Origin of the sequence: Kribbella albertanoniae, assembly GCF_004348455.1 — a bacterium.
Lineage (GTDB): Bacteria > Actinomycetota > Actinomycetes > Propionibacteriales > Kribbellaceae > Kribbella > Kribbella albertanoniae.
Genome location: NZ_SMKA01000239.1, coordinates 1 through 15,255, shown reverse-complemented (window position 1 = coordinate 15,255; position 15,255 = coordinate 1). Strand labels below are relative to the sequence as shown.

General features: G+C 67.7%; 12 protein-coding genes. 7 read left to right on the top strand and 5 right to left on the bottom strand.

The genetic code is table 11. From position 1 onward, the window contains the following. Both E1261_RS34850 and E1261_RS34845 read right to left on the bottom strand, forming a co-directional pair. The coding region (locus tag E1261_RS34850; RefSeq protein WP_132413987.1) for an LCP family protein at positions 1-1,381 on the bottom strand (1,381 nt) is incomplete at its 3' end. A 148-nt stretch (positions 1,382-1,529) separates the two neighbouring features. Beyond that, positions 1,530-3,308 (bottom strand): protein-arginine deiminase family protein, encoded by a 1,779-nt coding sequence (locus E1261_RS34845; protein WP_132413986.1) that lies wholly within the window; start codon positions 3,306-3,308, stop codon positions 1,530-1,532. A 177-nt stretch (positions 3,309-3,485) separates the two neighbouring features. Here E1261_RS34845 and E1261_RS34840 point away from each other — a divergent pair, with 177 nt between their 5' ends. Beyond that, positions 3,486-4,316 (top strand): DUF3152 domain-containing protein, encoded by an 831-nt coding sequence (locus E1261_RS34840; protein WP_132413985.1) that lies wholly within the window; start codon positions 3,486-3,488, stop codon positions 4,314-4,316. 160 nt (positions 4,317-4,476) lie between these two features. On the opposite strand, the gene E1261_RS34835 is transcribed toward E1261_RS34840, so the two are convergent. Further along, positions 4,477-5,058, bottom strand: coding sequence for a MarR family transcriptional regulator (locus tag E1261_RS34835; RefSeq protein WP_238176614.1), 582 nt, complete (start codon positions 5,056-5,058; stop codon positions 4,477-4,479). Between the two features lie 130 nt (positions 5,059-5,188). Between E1261_RS34835 and E1261_RS34830 the strand changes: the two genes are divergently transcribed. Both E1261_RS34830 and E1261_RS34825 read left to right on the top strand, forming a co-directional pair. Continuing rightward, a complete protein-coding gene (locus tag E1261_RS34830; RefSeq protein ID WP_132413984.1) occupies positions 5,189-5,950 on the top strand; it encodes an SDR family NAD(P)-dependent oxidoreductase in 762 nt (253 codons plus the stop codon). 212 nt (positions 5,951-6,162) lie between these two features. Then, on the top strand, positions 6,163-6,393 hold the full coding sequence (locus tag E1261_RS34825) for a hypothetical protein (protein ID WP_132413983.1): 231 nt from the start codon (positions 6,163-6,165) through the stop codon (positions 6,391-6,393). Between the two features lie 694 nt (positions 6,394-7,087). On the opposite strand, the gene E1261_RS34820 is transcribed toward E1261_RS34825, so the two are convergent. Beyond that, positions 7,088-9,565, bottom strand: a complete 2,478-nt coding sequence (locus E1261_RS34820; protein WP_132413982.1) for a glycoside hydrolase domain-containing protein — start codon at positions 9,563-9,565, stop codon at positions 7,088-7,090. Between the two features lie 177 nt (positions 9,566-9,742). Between E1261_RS34820 and E1261_RS34815 the strand changes: the two genes are divergently transcribed. Next, on the top strand, positions 9,743-11,509 hold the full coding sequence (locus E1261_RS34815; RefSeq protein ID WP_132413981.1) for a PHP domain-containing protein: 1,767 nt from the start codon (positions 9,743-9,745) through the stop codon (positions 11,507-11,509). Then, positions 11,470-12,078, top strand: a complete 609-nt coding sequence (locus E1261_RS34810; protein ID WP_238176613.1) for a hypothetical protein — start codon at positions 11,470-11,472, stop codon at positions 12,076-12,078. Before E1261_RS34815 ends, E1261_RS34810 begins: the two co-directional genes overlap by 40 nt. On the opposite strand, the gene E1261_RS34805 is transcribed toward E1261_RS34810, so the two are convergent. Next, positions 12,072-14,309: a HelD family protein gene (locus tag E1261_RS34805; protein WP_132413980.1), complete on the bottom strand. Its 2,238-nt coding sequence runs from the start codon at positions 14,307-14,309 to the stop codon at positions 12,072-12,074. The genes E1261_RS34810 and E1261_RS34805 overlap by 7 nt on opposite strands. Before the next feature lie 130 nt (positions 14,310-14,439). Between E1261_RS34805 and E1261_RS34800 the strand changes: the two genes are divergently transcribed. Both E1261_RS34800 and E1261_RS34795 read left to right on the top strand, forming a co-directional pair. Further along, on the top strand, positions 14,440-14,817 hold the full coding sequence (locus E1261_RS34800) for a hypothetical protein (protein ID WP_132413979.1): 378 nt from the start codon (positions 14,440-14,442) through the stop codon (positions 14,815-14,817). Positions 14,818-14,852: 35 nt separating this feature from the next. After that, the coding region (locus E1261_RS34795; protein WP_132413978.1) for an NADPH-dependent FMN reductase at positions 14,853-15,255 on the top strand (403 nt) is incomplete at its 3' end.

Here is a 15,255-nt window from a genome sequence, read left to right as displayed (position 1 = left end):
GTGGCGGGTTGAGGTGGAGCTGGATCAGTTGGCGCATGGCTTCGTACCTGGGGTTGCTGCCGCTGGGGTAGTTCTTCTTCTTGTTGAGGTCGATGTTGGTGATGGGGGCGTTCTTGACCCGCTGGCCGAGGGTGACGAAGGCGGGGAGGATGGTCTGCGGGATATCGGTGCGGACCAGGTTCTCGCCGGCCTTGGCCAGGTCGAGGTAGTTGGCCAGGACGTTCTGCGGGGTGGCGCGTTCGACGATGGCCTTGACGGTGCAGCGCTGGCGGGCTTGGCGGGCGTTGTCCGCGCCGGGGACGCCGTAGCGGCCGCGGGCGAACCAGAGCGCGTCGGTGCCGTTGAGGTGCCGGTCGGGACCGGGATCGAGCCAGCGGTTCGGTGGGATCTTCTTGTCGTCGTTGCCACCGACGGGAACCTTGTAGTTGATGTTCACGGTGATGCCGCCGAGGGCTTCGACGAGCTGGGCGAAGCCGGCCAGGTTCACTTGCACGTAGTAGTGCAGCTTCAGGCCGAGGGCTTCGCTGACCGACATCTTCAGTACGTCGGCGCCTGGGTTGTCGGAGGGACCGATCAGGTCGCCGTGCTCGGCGGGGATGATCCGGTACATCGCGTCGAGGTAGTAATTCGCCTGTTCCTTCGGGCCGTTGGGATCCCAGTAGCCGGTCGGGAACTCCTTGTGCAGCGCAGTGCCCTCCGGGAAGGGCATCCGCATCCAGTTCCGGGCCAGCGAGATCAGTGAGGTCTTGCCGGTCCGGGTGTCGATCGTCGCGACCATCACCGAGTCGGTCCGGGTGCCGCCGCGTCCCTCACCGTCGTCGGCGCCGAGGAGCAGGATGTTCAGGCGCGGGATCTGCGCCCACGGGTCCTTGGTGTCCTTGATCTTCGGCCGGGTCTGGCTCTTCGACTGCGCACCGGAGAACACCTTCTCCACGAGTTGCCGTTGCGCCATCAGCGTCTGCGCGCCGAGCGCCGTACTCGATGCCATTGCGAAGCAGACCAGCCCGATCCCCGCGGACCCCGCCAGCCGCGCGCCCGGTCCGGCGGACAGCGGCCGGAGCATCTTGTACGACGTGACCAGGACCGTGACCCAGTACAGCGCGATCACGCCCAGCCCGACCACCATCCCGAGCAGTACGTCGGGGTTCAGCGCCCACGTGATCACGTCGTCGCGACGAGCGAGCGCCAGGTACGCGGCGCCGCCGTACAGGCTGAGGCTGAGCGTGACCATCACTGCCCCGAGACGTCGCCGCCCGGCCAACAGGTAGCCGACCCCCGGCAGCAGCACCCCCACGATCGCCAGCGCGAGCGCTCCGATTCCGGAGCGCTCCCTTCGTTTCGCACGCCGCGCGCGGGACCCAGGTTTGCTCCTCGAGGACATGGGCTCCACTCATCGGCCGGCGACAGGACAATGGACGCGGCCCCCCAACCGCGTCCACCCCTACGATTCGCTGATTCTGCAAAAAGTTGGGCGGAGTCCTCACTCCTGTCCGGTTCCTGTCATGGGTCTCACCAGGTGGCGGCCGCCATCAGGACCACCACGGGGTGGCGCCGGAGACGTCGCGGAGTGCGTTGGTTGCGCAGTGCACCTCGCCGCCGCCCAGGTGCGACCAGAAGAAGTTCTCGACCCAGTGCACCCGGACGCCGTTGCGGGCGAGCGCACCCTCTGCGGTCTGCCGGAAGACATCCCGCCCGTTCAACCGAGGACCGTGCGGATCCGGTACGGCGAACTGCCGATCGGTGAGCGAGAGTCCGTTGACGAGACCCGGTGTCAGCGCCTTCAGCAGGCCGTACCCGGGAACGCGGTCGAAGAACACCGGCAGCCGAACCAGCTCGTCAGCACGCAGACCGGTCGCCTTGAGCAGGATCGAGAGCTGCTTGTCGATGTGCTGCGCAGCCGCCCCGTTGTCGGCCAGCTTGGCGGGGGCGAGGAGCGAGTCGACCGTCGGCTTCGAGGTGGAGTTGGTGTCCGCGAAGAGCCGCTGATTCCCACCGCCACGCTTCTGTACGTCGCGCAGGAGTTGAGCCGCCAGCCGCGGATCGGCGACCGCGAGCGTCCACCCGCGAGCATTGTCGGCCCGGACGACATGCGTGGTCTCGTCCGCGTGCCCGATCATCAGCCACGAGGTGTCGATCACCACCGGCGGCTGATAGCCCTGGCTCGTGACCATCTTCAGGTACGCCGGATCGGGCTGCCGCTCGCCCGCGCCGTAAACGATCCGTCCCTGTGGATAACCGTCGTACGGCGGGAGCGCCTCCAGGTTGCCACCCATGTTCAGCAGGTCGTCGAGACCGGGGGAGGCCTTCGTGGCGAGCTCCTGGACGACACCGACATCGGGACCGCGCAGATCCCGATAGATCAGCCGGCCGGCGGGTCGCGGAGTGGCGACTCCGTCGAAGTCCCAGACGTTGCCGGACCGGATCAGGATCCGCATCGTGTGCGGACGGCCGGCGGCCGGCATGCTCGCGGTGGCTGGTTCGAACGTGTCCTGCAACCACATGTCCTTCCAGCCGTCCGCCGTACCGGTAACGAACTTCAGCCGCGCCCCGGCCGAGTTGGTCGCTGCCCGCAGCGTCCGAGCGAACGGCTGCCACTCACCCGGTACGCCGTCCTGGTACGGCGGCGATCCGTTCCACCAGCCTGGTCCGTTGTTCGGCCGTCCGGCGAGCACGGTCTGCGCCGGCTGCAGGTCGTTCTGCAGCATCAACGGAGCAACGCGCAGCCGGACCACATCACTGCTGGTGCGGCCGTGGTCGGTGACGGTCAGGGTGACCGTGATCTGCCCGTCCCACCGCGCCGGATCGCGAACGATGTCGCGCCCTTCCAGCCCGAGCCGCACGCCACGCCGCAACTGAGCCGCAGTCAAGGTGCCGACCGGGCGGCCGTCGGCGAAGACGCGGGCCTTGTCGGCCGGGCTGATCGTCACCGTCCCGCTCGCGGTTGCGGAAAGGTTGCGGAGGGCATCGACCTTGAGCGGGGCCAGATCCCGTGCGTCGCGAGGGCCGTTGATGCGGTCGTCGGCCGCGTCGTTGCAGGCGGCGAGCTTGTCGTCGACTGCCCGTCCGGGCGCGTTCAGGTCGGCCGGGGCGACGGTGCAGCGGCGTTCGTCGTCGTCGAGGTTGGGCAGGAAGATCGCGCCGCGGGTGTCGGTCCAGGTGTCGCGGCCGGCGTCGTCGGCTGCGGTCAGCAGACCGTCGCGGTTCACGTCGGCGGTCAGGTGGGCAGATGGTGCCGCCCCCCAGGCAAGCACTGGGGTTCCGGCGGTGAGCAGGGTCGCGGCGGCGAGGCCCGCGGTCCAGCGTCTCATCGGAAGTTCTCCTTTGGTGATACGAGCGTGCTTTTTCCTTCGCTAAACTAACACGTCCGTATCAAAACCGGGAGGTGGAGAAACGATCTCCACCCACGGGCTGAGAAGGGTTTGTGCCCTTCCAGGCAAGAGGAGGTGAGTGGACGCCCGCCAGGGTGTCGTGAGGAGAGGGACTCAATGCGCCGCTGGACTGCTGCCAGGATCGCCGGACTCGCTGCGGTTGCGGTGGTCGGCGCCGGAGTGCTTTTCCAGCTCCCGGCCAGCCCGTTCGACCGCGGCGGCAAACCCGAGCGGCCGGCCGTCCAGACGCAGGCAGAGACCACAGCACAGACGCCGTTCGACGAACCAGTGCAGCCGCCGGCGCAGAACGAGCAGTCGTCGACCACCCCGGACCGGCCCAAACCGGCGATCACCTATCCGCAACGCGGCAGCGTGAAATTCACCGTGCTTCCCGTCGACACCAACCACCGCGTGATCGGTACCGCAGGAGACCTGCTCAAGTTCCAGATCGCCGTCGAGGGTGGGATCAAGGGCGTCGACCAGGCCGCGCTGGCCAAGTTCGTGGGGGACACGTACGGCGCTCCGCAGGGCTGGACCACCGGCGGCAAGTGGCGCTTCCAGCAGGTCGGACCGGGGGAGCAGAGCGACTTCCGGCTGATGTTCGTCACACCGGAGACCCGCGACATCTACTGCGGCTACGCACCGGATCGCTACACGAGCTGCCGGATCGGCGACCGGGTCGTCCTCAACATCGCCCGCTGGGTGCACGGTGCCCCGAACTATGGCGCCTCACTGACGACCTACCGCCAGTACATGATCAACCACGAGACGGGACACCGCCTCGGCTACGCCCACCAACTCTGCCCGGGTGCTGGCCAGCCCGCACCCGTCATGCAGCAGCAAACACTCGGCCTGCACGGCTGTACGGCGTACGCGTGGCCCTACCGCGGTGATTCCCTCTACCGAGGTCAGCTCGGCAAGTACAACGACCCCATCCCCGGGACCTAGTGGTGTGTCGCGTCTAAACCTTGGCACTGGCGGCGCCCAGGCGGGCACCTCGCTGCGTTGGAGGAAAGGGCACGATGGAAAAGCATCGAGCCCTTCCCTCCGCCTTGCGATGCACCCACCTGGACACCGCCAGCACTCAAGTTTTAGACGCGACACACCACTAGTTCTGCAGCAGCACGTTCGGCAGGGCCTGGCTGGGACCGGAGGTGACCGCGGCCGACTCGAGGCCGTCGGCAACCGTGTGCAGCAGCCGGACCAGGTGGGCGGCGTCGTCCGGCCCGAGGATGCCGGTGACGACATCGAGGACGCGGACGGTCAGACCGTCCAGCTGGGACAGACGGGCCTGGCCCAGCGCGGTGACCACGACCTGCCGACCGCTCCGGACCATGCCGAGCGCGGCCAGGTCCGAAATCGCGAGCTCGGCCTCGGCAGTCGTCGTACCTATCTGCTCGGCAACGCCCTCCGCGGTGCTCCGGCCATTGGCAATAGCGCTCAGCACCAGGGCCGCCGGCATCTTCAGGCCGACCGCGTCCTGCAGGCCGAGGATCAGCGGATGGGCATGGCCACGCACTCGCTCGACCGCGTCGAGCAGCCGCAGCGCGTCCCCGACATCACCGATCAGGTGCTCGGTCTGCACGGCGGCGAAGGCCGTCGGCTCGACCGGGGCAGGCGATCCCACAACCCCGTCCGCTGCCGGCCTGCGCAGCGCGAGGGCTTGGGTTTCCTCGTCTTCGATGGTCACGAGATCCAGCGTACGGAGTCGTACCGACAGCTCGGCGTGTCGTTCCCTGAGGAAACGCTATGAATCGATCGGGGCGGTGGGGTGGGGAAGGTATCGGTTACTGCCCTGCCCCTGGTCTACCCTCGCGGCCATGCAGCTGAGTGGGAAAAGAGCCCTGGTCATCGGTGGCGGCGGAGCCGGAATCGGCCGCGCAGTCACCAACATGTTCGGCGCCGAGGGCGCCGCGGTGGTGGTCGCGGATCTCGACCCGGCCCGAGCGGCCGAGGCTGCTGACCACGTGCGCGCATCCGGCGGTACGGCGTACCCGGTCAGCGGCGACGTCCGCTCGCTCGCCGACCTCGAGGCGATGGTCGCGGGCGCCGTCGAGAGCCTCGGCGGACTCGACATCCTCGTCACGGTCGTCGGCGGGCAGGTCGCGTTCGTCCCCGCGGTCAAGCTGCACGAGATGGCCGACGAGGACTGGGACACCATCTACGAGGTCAACCTCCGGTACGTCGCTCGCGCGGTCCGGACCGCCCTTCGGGTCTTCCTCGAGCAGGGCACCGGTGGCTCGATCGTGAGCGTCGGTTCGGTCACCGGATTCATGGCTGCACCCGAGCAGGCGGCGTACGGGGTGATGAAGGCCGGCATCCTCAGCCTGGCCCGGACGGTCGCCGCCGAGTACGCCGCCGATGGCATCCGGATGAACGTCGCCGCGGCCGGCGCGATCGCCACCGCCGTCAATACGGCCCCGACCGGAGAATGGGTCGACGAGATCCCCCTCGGCCGCTACGGCCGCTCCGAAGAAGTCGCCGCCGCCGTTGTCCACCTGGCCTCCGACGCTTCCGCGTACACGACCGGTCAGCAGTTGGTCTTGGACGGCGGCGTCTCCGTACGCGGGCCATTCGGCTGAAAGGCATAACAGTCGAAAATGTGCTCGAACAATTCGAGTCCGGCCGGTCCGAAAAAGTTTGCCCGGAGTCGGAGAAATCGAGATCGGTGCGTGACCTCGGGCTCGGATGCTCCGTTGCATCTGATGTGACGGTGAACACCTACGGCGCATCGTCACCGCGCTCGCCCGCGATTCCTTAGGCCGATCATTGCGAGAATTTGCCAGGAGGACCAGTGACAACCGCCACCGCCACCCAGACCATCGAGCGCCGTCGCGTGCGGGTCTGGTTCGGTGAGCATGTGATCGCCGACTACAACGCCGAGCCGGCGTTGGCCGAGCGGTACGCCCACGCCATGAGCCGTCGTTTCGCCGGACTGCGGGTCACCAACGACCCGATGCCTGCTGTCGACCGGCTCCCCGACCCCCTGCCCGGCGAGCGCATGTGGGATGTAGCACCCCGCTGAGAGTTTCCGAAGTTCTTTCGTCGTCCGTTTCTCACCAGACAACCCACCCGGACGACGGCCGGCCGAGAACCTCACCTCGACCACAAAGACACTTCGGTTCGGCGGCAAGTGAGCGTTGGCGTTCTGCTCCTCACTTGCCGCCGCATTTCTCAGCACCACCAAATGCGCCTGATTCCTGAATACCTTCACCGTCCGCACCGGTCTCCCCAGCCCGGTGCGGACGTTTTTCTGATTGCGGCCACCTCCCCACCGGACCTGCACCACTCACCACCCGCCCCAGGCAGCGACACCTTGAGCCATCTTCCGGGCGGGCAGATGGCTGAGCCGTGCTCAAGGTCGCCCGGCCGCCCCACCTTGAGCACGCATCAACCACTTGCCGGGCGCGCACATGGTTGAACCGTGCTCAACGTCGTACCGGCTCGTGTGGGGAGCCCTTAACTGACCGGCCTTGGGGTCACTCGGCCGGCTGGGTGGCGCAGCCCTGTCATCACGGCGGACCGCTAGGCCATCACAACTGGATCCTTCGGCCGGTTCCAGGCGTGGGGCCGCCGGTTCCGGCCAATTGTGATGGCCTGTGCGTCCGGCGTACCGACGGGCGGGTAGTGGTGTGTCCAGCGGTGAGCCGCGCAGCGGGCCGGGGCGGTCGCTGAAGGATGGCGGGGGGACCACTACCCGTTGGCCGGTACGCCGGACCTCAGTAGACCTCGATGTCGTCCAGGAAGACGCCGTCGGCTGACGGGATGAAGGTTCGGGTGAAGGCGACCTTGACGTGCTGGGCGTGGACCGGGGCGAAGCGGACCTCGAAACGGTTGCCTGAGGCATCGTTCGGCCGGCTCACCACCGGACCGCGATCGGTCCAGCTCACACCGTCGTCGCTGGTCAGCACGCGGACAGTGTCGGGGCGGTAGCCCGAATACTCGACGTACCCCTGCACGTCGACCGCGCGGACCGTCTTGCGACTACCCAGATCGAAGCTGATGTCGAACGACTTCGTCTCCCCGGCAGCACCCTGGATGACGTACGGGCGGCCGTCCCCGAAGTTGTCGGAGATCACGCCATCGGTCGACTCCCGCCCGGTCGAATCGGGAAATCCTTGAGGCGGCTCCCAGGACTTCTTGTAGGTGAGCCCGCCGACCAGGTTCGCATGCTGCAGCGGCGCCCCGGCGACCTTGAACGTGAGCAGCCCGTCCGCCGGCGCCTTCAGCCGGACGTATCGCGCCTTCGCGTTCAGCCCGACGAAGTCCTCGCCGCCGTCAGCCTTGGTTCGCGTCCCGGCATCGACCCAGCTCACTCCGTCGTACGACGTCTGGATCGTGTACTCGGCCGGATGCGTCGCACCCCACTTCAGGTACACGCCGTCAACCTGGTGCTGCGAACCGAGGTCTACCGCACCGGCCTTGATCGTCGCCGAAAGGTCCCGCGCAGCGAGCGGCTTACCAGCGGCCGCATCCAGCACCAGAGCGCGAATCCGCTCCAGATAGGTGACATCGCCGGTGAAGGTTCCAGGCTTGCTCGCCAGCGCCATGGCCAGGTCGGTGGCCAACTGCGGATGGGTCTTCTTCAGGATCTCGACGACCTCCCAGTCCTCGATCCCGTCCCGCATCGACTCGAGCCGGATGGTCCGCTCCAGCAGGTTCTTGTGCTTCTGGTCCGGATTGACCACCCAGAAGTCACCCTTGACGTCCTGGTCGTCCATCGAGATGTTCCAGTTGTTGAAGGCCCAGTGCAGATGACCGTTCGCGCCGCGAGCCGCGGCCAGCCAGCCGATCAGCCGCTGGTAGTACTCCGGCTGGTCGATGAAGCGGTTGAGGAAGCCCTGGGTCGGGATGTTGCAGTTGTAGAGCCAGAGATCCTTGCCCTTGGCCCGTTCCGCGTCGAACGTCTTCGGGCTCCACTCGTAGTTGAGCAGGTTCGGGATCATGATGTCTTCCCGCTCGGCGACCTGGGAGGCGACCGGGTCGTGGAAGGTCGCGTCGCCGATCTTCACGTCCGGCCAAACGGCCTTCACCTTGTCGAAGATGCCGTTCCAGCCCTTGTCACCCGACTCGCCCTTCGGCTCGTCACCGATGTGCATCCACCACTTGCCGTTCCAGCCCTTGGCCTTCACGTGATCACGCAGCGCCCCGACGTACTGCTGGATCCAGTCGTCGGCCTCGGTGGATGTCCAGGGCACGTACTTCTTCACGGTCTGGCCATCCGCGTCGCGGACCAGCGTCTCGACGTCCCAGACGGTCGAGTAGCCGGGACCGCCGTTCACCCAGAAGCCCTCCAGCCGGCTGACCGTGCCGCGGTCGGTGAAGAACTTCACCACCTGGTCGACCTTCGACCAGTCGAAATGAACCTTGCCGTTGGCATCGACCGTGGTGTTGCCGGCCAGCAGCAACGTGGTCATCGGCAGCGTCAGGTTGTTGTTGCGGTAGTCGCGGCGCAGGTCCGCGTAGTCCTCCATCAGCTTCCACCACTTCGGGGTGAACGGGGAGAAGCCGTAGTTCGCGAGCATCGTCTCGACGCCGCTGGGCGGTGGCTGATGCGAGACCGTGCCGAAGAACAGCGTCCACTCGACATCGGTGAAGCCGCTGTCCTTCGCGTCCGGGATCGTCACCGGCCGGACGTTCACCGACAGCGGGATGCTCTCGGTACCACGGTCGGTCTCGATCCGGACCGTACCGCGGTACACCCCACCGGCGACGTACTTCGGCACGTGGACTCGGACCCAGATCGGTTGGGTCCGGTTGGCCGCGACTGTGGTCGAGCGATCGTTGGACAGTCCGTCCGGGAAGTCGTCCGGGGCGGGCCGGCTCGGGGCGTAGACGTACTGGTTGCCGCCGAAGACCGAGTTGTGGTTGAGCGCCGTGAACTTGACGAAGTTGTAGCTCAGTTCGGACGGCGGGATCGCCCGGAAGCCGGACGTGAGCGGGCTGAAGCTGACCCGCTTGATGGTGAACGCGCGGTCGCGGCGGATCACGACCTGCCCGGCCTCGAACTCGTTCCGGGCAGAGTCGAGGGCGAGCGTCGTACCGGCGCCGGTGTCGGTCGGCAGCGAGTCGGGGAAGACATGGGTCGCTGCGCGGGCTGCCCACACCTGAGTGGCGGGCTGGGCGATGGACGGGGTGGTGGACGTGGTGATGATCGCCGTCACCAGGACGGCGGCGAGCAGTCTGGGCGGTCTCATGCCGTCATTGTTCGAGCGTCCGGCGTCCGGGACCAACAAACCTGACTAGACCAATGCCGAAAATCCCGCGTCGCGACGGGGTCGCAGGTGCGCCGAATGGTTCACCGGCGCAACACCCGATGGACATCCGGAAAGGCGATGATCCGGCGGATTTCCCTTTGTCAGGAGGAAGTAACGATGGGGCACTCGCACTCCGCCGATCACGGTCATGGGCACGGCCACGGCCACGGCCACGGACATGGTCACGGGCACGACCACTCGCACGACCATCACCACCCCAACACCGAGCTGGACGCGGCCACGCTCGCCGCGCTCGACGAGTCGGTGCCGGACAGCGACCTCACCCCGACCGAGGTCTCCCGCCGCGGGCTGCTCCGCTCGGCCGGCATCCTCGGCGGTACGGCGGCCCTCGCGGTCACCGGCGCCCAGTTCGCGGCCGCCGGCGCCCCGAAGGACGGTTGGATCTTCAGCCACGGCAACCGCCCGAACGTCTGGCTGGCCGGTGACCACCACATCCACACGCAGTTCAGCTCCGACGGCATGTACCGGGTGATCGACCAGGCCCGGCACGCAGCGGCGTACGGGTTGGACTGGCTCGTCATCACCGACCACGGCGGCGCGACGCACGCCCGGATCGGTGTCGACCTGGTGAACCCGCAGATCAAGGCCGCGCGCTCCGAGCTGCGCGACACCCTGATCTTCCAGGGGCTGGAGTGGAACATCCCGGCCGCCGAGCACGGCACGATCTTCGTCGCGCCGGGTAGCCGCGAGGTCGAGGTTCTCAAGCAGTTCGAGAACAACTACGACGGCAGCGTGAAGAACGCCGGTGCGAACACCCCGGTCAACGAGGCGCTCGCGGTCTCCGGCATCCAGTGGCTCGGTCAGCAGGTCGACAAGCGCCGCGTCGCGGACGCGCTCTTCCTGGCCAACCACCCGGCCCGCAACGGTATCGACAGCCCGCACGAGATCCGCAACTGGCGGGACGCCGACCCGCGGATCGCGGTCGGCTTCGAGGGTGCACCCGGTCACCAGGCCGGCGGTCTGCCGAAGGGCATCGGCCCCGGCGGAGCCCGCGGTATCTACGGCAACTCCCAGAACGCGAACTCGTTCCCGGCGTACCCGCCGGAGAGCTACCGCACCTGGGGCGGTTTCGACTGGATGACCGCGACCGTCGGCGGCCTGTGGGACAGCCTGCTCGCCGAGGGCAAGCCGTGGTGGATCAGCGCGAACTCCGACTCCCACAACAACTGGAACGAGACCGCTCGCCGCCCGGACGGCTCCAGCCAGGCGCAGTTCGACCGCGACGGCCGGTACATGGACCCGGTCTACGGCAACCAGGTGCTCACCACGAACAGCGACTTCTGGCCGGGCTTCTACAGCCGCACGCATGTCGGTGCGGACCGGCGCGACTACCTCTCGGTGATGGAGGGCCTGCGCAACGGCCGCGTCTGGGTCGACCACGGCATGCTCGTCAAGGGTGTCGAGGCTGAGGTGCGTGAGGTCGGCAAGCGGTACGGCGAACCGCTCGGCGGCGCGCTCGTGGTTCGTAAGGGCCGGCCGGTCGAGCTGGTCGTCCGGATCACCACCCAGACGATGCCGAACTGGGCGAACTTCGTTCCCTCCTTGAACCGCGTGGATGTCATCCAGGGTGCGGTGACCGGTCCGGTGAGCGACCGTGACACCTTCGCCGCACCGAAGACCAAGGTCGTCCGGCAGTGGGACACCTCGGGCAAGCGCGGCACCTTCGAGCTGGTCTATCCGCTCGGCCGGGTCGAGGAACCTTCCTACGTCCGCGTTCGCGGGACCGACGGCAACCGCAGCCAGGCCGGCTACCACGGCGCGGCGGTCGACCCGGCCGGACCGGCGCTCGACGTGGTCGGCGACGCGGACCCGTGGGTCGACCTGTGGTTCTACACGAACCCGATCTGGGTGCTGCCGAAGTGATCGTCGCCGTCGATGCGGACAGCAGGGACACGGCCGCGGCCGACCACCTGCTGTACGAACTGATCGCGGCTGTGGACCAGCCGGTCGTCGCCTGCACCCACATGGTTGTGGGCGGCGACCGGCCGCATGTGGCGGTGTCGCTGGCCGGCGCCGCCGACCTGGCCGAACCGATCCGCGCAGTCGTCGCGGATCGGGGTGCGGGCCTGGCGATCACCCGGCCGGGCGCCTCCCAGCCGGAGCTCGCCGGACCAAGCCAACTCGTCCGCGGTGCCTACGTGGCCGCAGTCGAAGCAGCACTCGGTACGGCGGGCCGCGTCGTTCGCTGGCCCGGACACGAGCACGGTCGCGGGGTGCTGCCCGCAGCCGAGCTGCGCAGTCGCTGCGGAATCGACCGCCTGGAAGCGATTGGTGGCCTACCGATCACCGACGACGCATTGGTCGACACGCTCGACTTCCTCCGTCCGGTACGTCGGGATGGCCAGCTCGTGCTGCAGTTACAGCCGGCGGCCGGCAACCTGCTCATCCCGTTCGAACTCCAGCACCAGCAGAAGTGCTGCGCCGATCACTGATCCCAGTCGTGATGGGCCAGTACTTCGGGGAGCACACCGATGATGCCGAGACGTTGGGTGCAGCGGGTCAGAGCGACGTACAGATCACGCAGTCCGCGCGGGGACTCGATCACGACGCCGTCCGGGTCGACGACCAGGACGGAGTCGAACTCGAGTCCCTTCGCCTCGCGGGCGGTCAGGACGGTGACGCCGCTCAGGCCGTCGACCGCCTCCTGGATGAGCTCGAGCCGGCTGCGTGACGTGATCACGCCGACCTCGCCGTACTGGGTCTCCTCGGACGCCATCTTGTAGACATACAAGGCCTGCTCGGCCGGTGGGACGTCCGCATGCCACGGCTGGACGCCGGTCGAACGCACCGACTGCGGTGCCTTGGCGGTCGGATCGACCTCACGCAGTACGGCGTTCGCCAGGTCCATCACCTCGGCCGGGGTGCGGTAGTTGAGCGTGAGCTCGGCCAGGCGCCAGCGGTCGCCGAAGGTCTCACCGAGTGCCGAGGACCAGCTCGTGCCGCCACCGATCGCGCTGGTCTGCGCGACATCGCCGACCACGGTCATCGAACGCAGTGGGCAGCGCCGCGCGATCGCCCGCCACGCCATCGGGGTGAGCTCCTGCGCCTCGTCGACGATCACATGCCCGTAGGTCCAGCGCCGGTCCGCGCTCGCGCGCTCGGCCAAGGTGCGGTCGTCGTCGGCTTCGTAGCGCTCGGCAAGCATCTGCGCGTCGAGGATGTCCTTCGCGGTCAGCATCTCGGAGGCGTCGTCCTCGTCGAAGTCGGTCGACCCCGAACCGGACAGCAGGTCCAAAGCGCCTTGTGCATAAGCGATTGCGCGGGCCCGGGCAGCCCGTTCGCGAGCGGCTTCGGATCCGTCGTCGCCGAGAAGTTCCGCCGCCTCATCGAGCAGCGGTACGTCGGCCGGGCTCCAGTCGGCACCGTACCGGAGGAGGTGTTCGCGGTCGAGGACACTCAGTTGCGGCGCGGCCTGCGCGAGTCGCTCCTCGTCGCCGTACAGGTCCTCGAGGAGTTGTTGCGGGCTGAGCTGCGGCCAGAGCTGGTCGAACAGCGCCTGCATCTTCGGCTCCGCGAGGATCTCGTTGCGGAGCTCGGTGAGGTCGTACTCGTCGAGGATGTTCTCGCCGTCGAGGGGATCGGTGCCGATCAGGTCGGAGTACTGCGCGGTCAGGCCGTCGACGATCTCGTTCAGGAAGAACGGCCGGGCCTGGTTGTGAGTGAGGTTGCGGCGGCGGACGCGGTCGCGCGTCGTCCGGGCGAACTCAGGGTCGAGAGTGAGCGTGGTCCGGTCGACGAGCACCTCGATCGGTGCGTCCGGGATCCACTGGCGGTCGGCGACCGCCTTCTCGATCACCGCGGCCATCACGGTGCGGCCCTTCACCTCGGCGCTCTCCGGCGCCTCCGGGCGGGTCGCGGTCAGGCCCGGGTACAGCTCGGCGATCGTGACGAGCCGAACCCCGTCCTCACCGAGTGACGGAAGCACCTGACCGATGAACTTGAGGAATGCCGCATTCGGTCCGACGACCAAAATTCCGCGCTTTTCCAGCTGTTCCCGATGGGTGTACAGAAGATAGGCCGCGCGGTGCAGCGCGATCGCGGTCTTACCGGTGCCCGGACCGCCTTGGACGACCAGGATTCCGGGCAGTTCGGAGCGGATGATCCGGTCCTGATCGGCCTGGATCGTCTGCACGATCGACTCCATCCGGCCGGTCCGGCGTGCGTCCAGCGCCTTCAGCAGCACGGCCTCGCCGATCACCCCGGTGCCGAGTTTGGAGGCGTCCGCGGCCTCCCGGTCGAGATCTAGCTGCTCGTCCTGGACATCGACGACTCTCCGCAACCGCGTTTGGATATGCCGCCGCCGTACGACGCCCTGGTTGGCGACTGCGGTCGCGATGTAGAACGGGCGGGCCGCCGGAGCGCGCCAGTCGATCAGCAGCGGCTCGTAGTCGGCGTCGTGCAGCCCGAGCCGGCCGATGTGCAGCACCTCACCGTCAGCCGCGTCGAGCCGGCCGAAGTACAGCCCTTCCTCGGCCGAGTTCAGCCGCGCCAACCGAACGCCGAGGTCGCGGATCCGCCCGTCGCGCTGGTTCAGCGCCTGCGCGTTCCGGGTGCTGACCAGCAGTTCTTCCTGGGTACGCCGTTCGGTCCGCTCCCGCTCGTGATCGAGCGCAGCGTAGAAGGTGCTGAGGTGCACTTGTTCGGCGTCGACCGGATTCGGCAATTCAAACCCCTTGTGATAAAATGCGTCTTTGTTGGCTCCTGGAATGCATTTCTCGGTGGCAGCCACAAATCCATGAGTTTATCTGCTACTCGGGATTTCTTGTAGTAGGTGATTCCGTAGAGTGGACGTTGTGAAGCTCTGGATCGCCAACGCTGTGGCGGCTCTGCTCGTGGCGGTGGCGGCGATCGCTCAGCCGATCCTGGCGTCCTCACCGCGGTGTGGGCGGTCCTGTGATCCGCACGGTTACGTCGTGATCTTCAGCGCCCTTCCGGCGCTCGTGACCACATTGCTGGCCCTGGCCGCGCTGGCCTCGCTCGTAGCGCGCCGCCGAGGTGGCCTCTGGGTCGTCCTGGTGGCCGCGGTCGGCTGCGGCTTCGAGTGGCTCCTGCTGCGCTCGCTGCTGTCGATCGCTCACAACGTGGTGATCGGCGCCGTGCTCCTGGCGACCGTCGTACTGGCAGTCGCGGGCCTACGCCGTACCCGGCAGCTTGTCCTCAAGTCCTCTTGACCTCAAGTCGTCTTGAGGTATTAGCGTCGCTCCCCGTGACCGTCCACCCGCTCCGCCTCGCCGTGCTCACCCGCAACCTCGAGCCCGGCCGCTTCGGCACCACGGTCACGCACTGGTTCGAACGCGAGGCCGAGCAGCACGACGAGTTCAAGCCCGACCTGATTGACCTGAGCCGGCTCCCGCTGGCCGACCTGTCCGGCCGCATCGCCGAGGCCGACGCGGTCGTCATCGTCACCGCCGAGTACAACCACGCCTACCCCGGCGACCTCAAGACCGCCATCGACGCGGTCCGCCGCCCCTGGTACGCCAAACCCGTCGCCTTCGTCGTCTACGGCGGCCGCTCCCGAGGCCTCCGCGCCGCCGAACAACTCCGCCTCGTCTTCGGCGAACTCCACGCCGTCCCCATCCGGGACACCCTCGCCTTCCACGAATCCGACT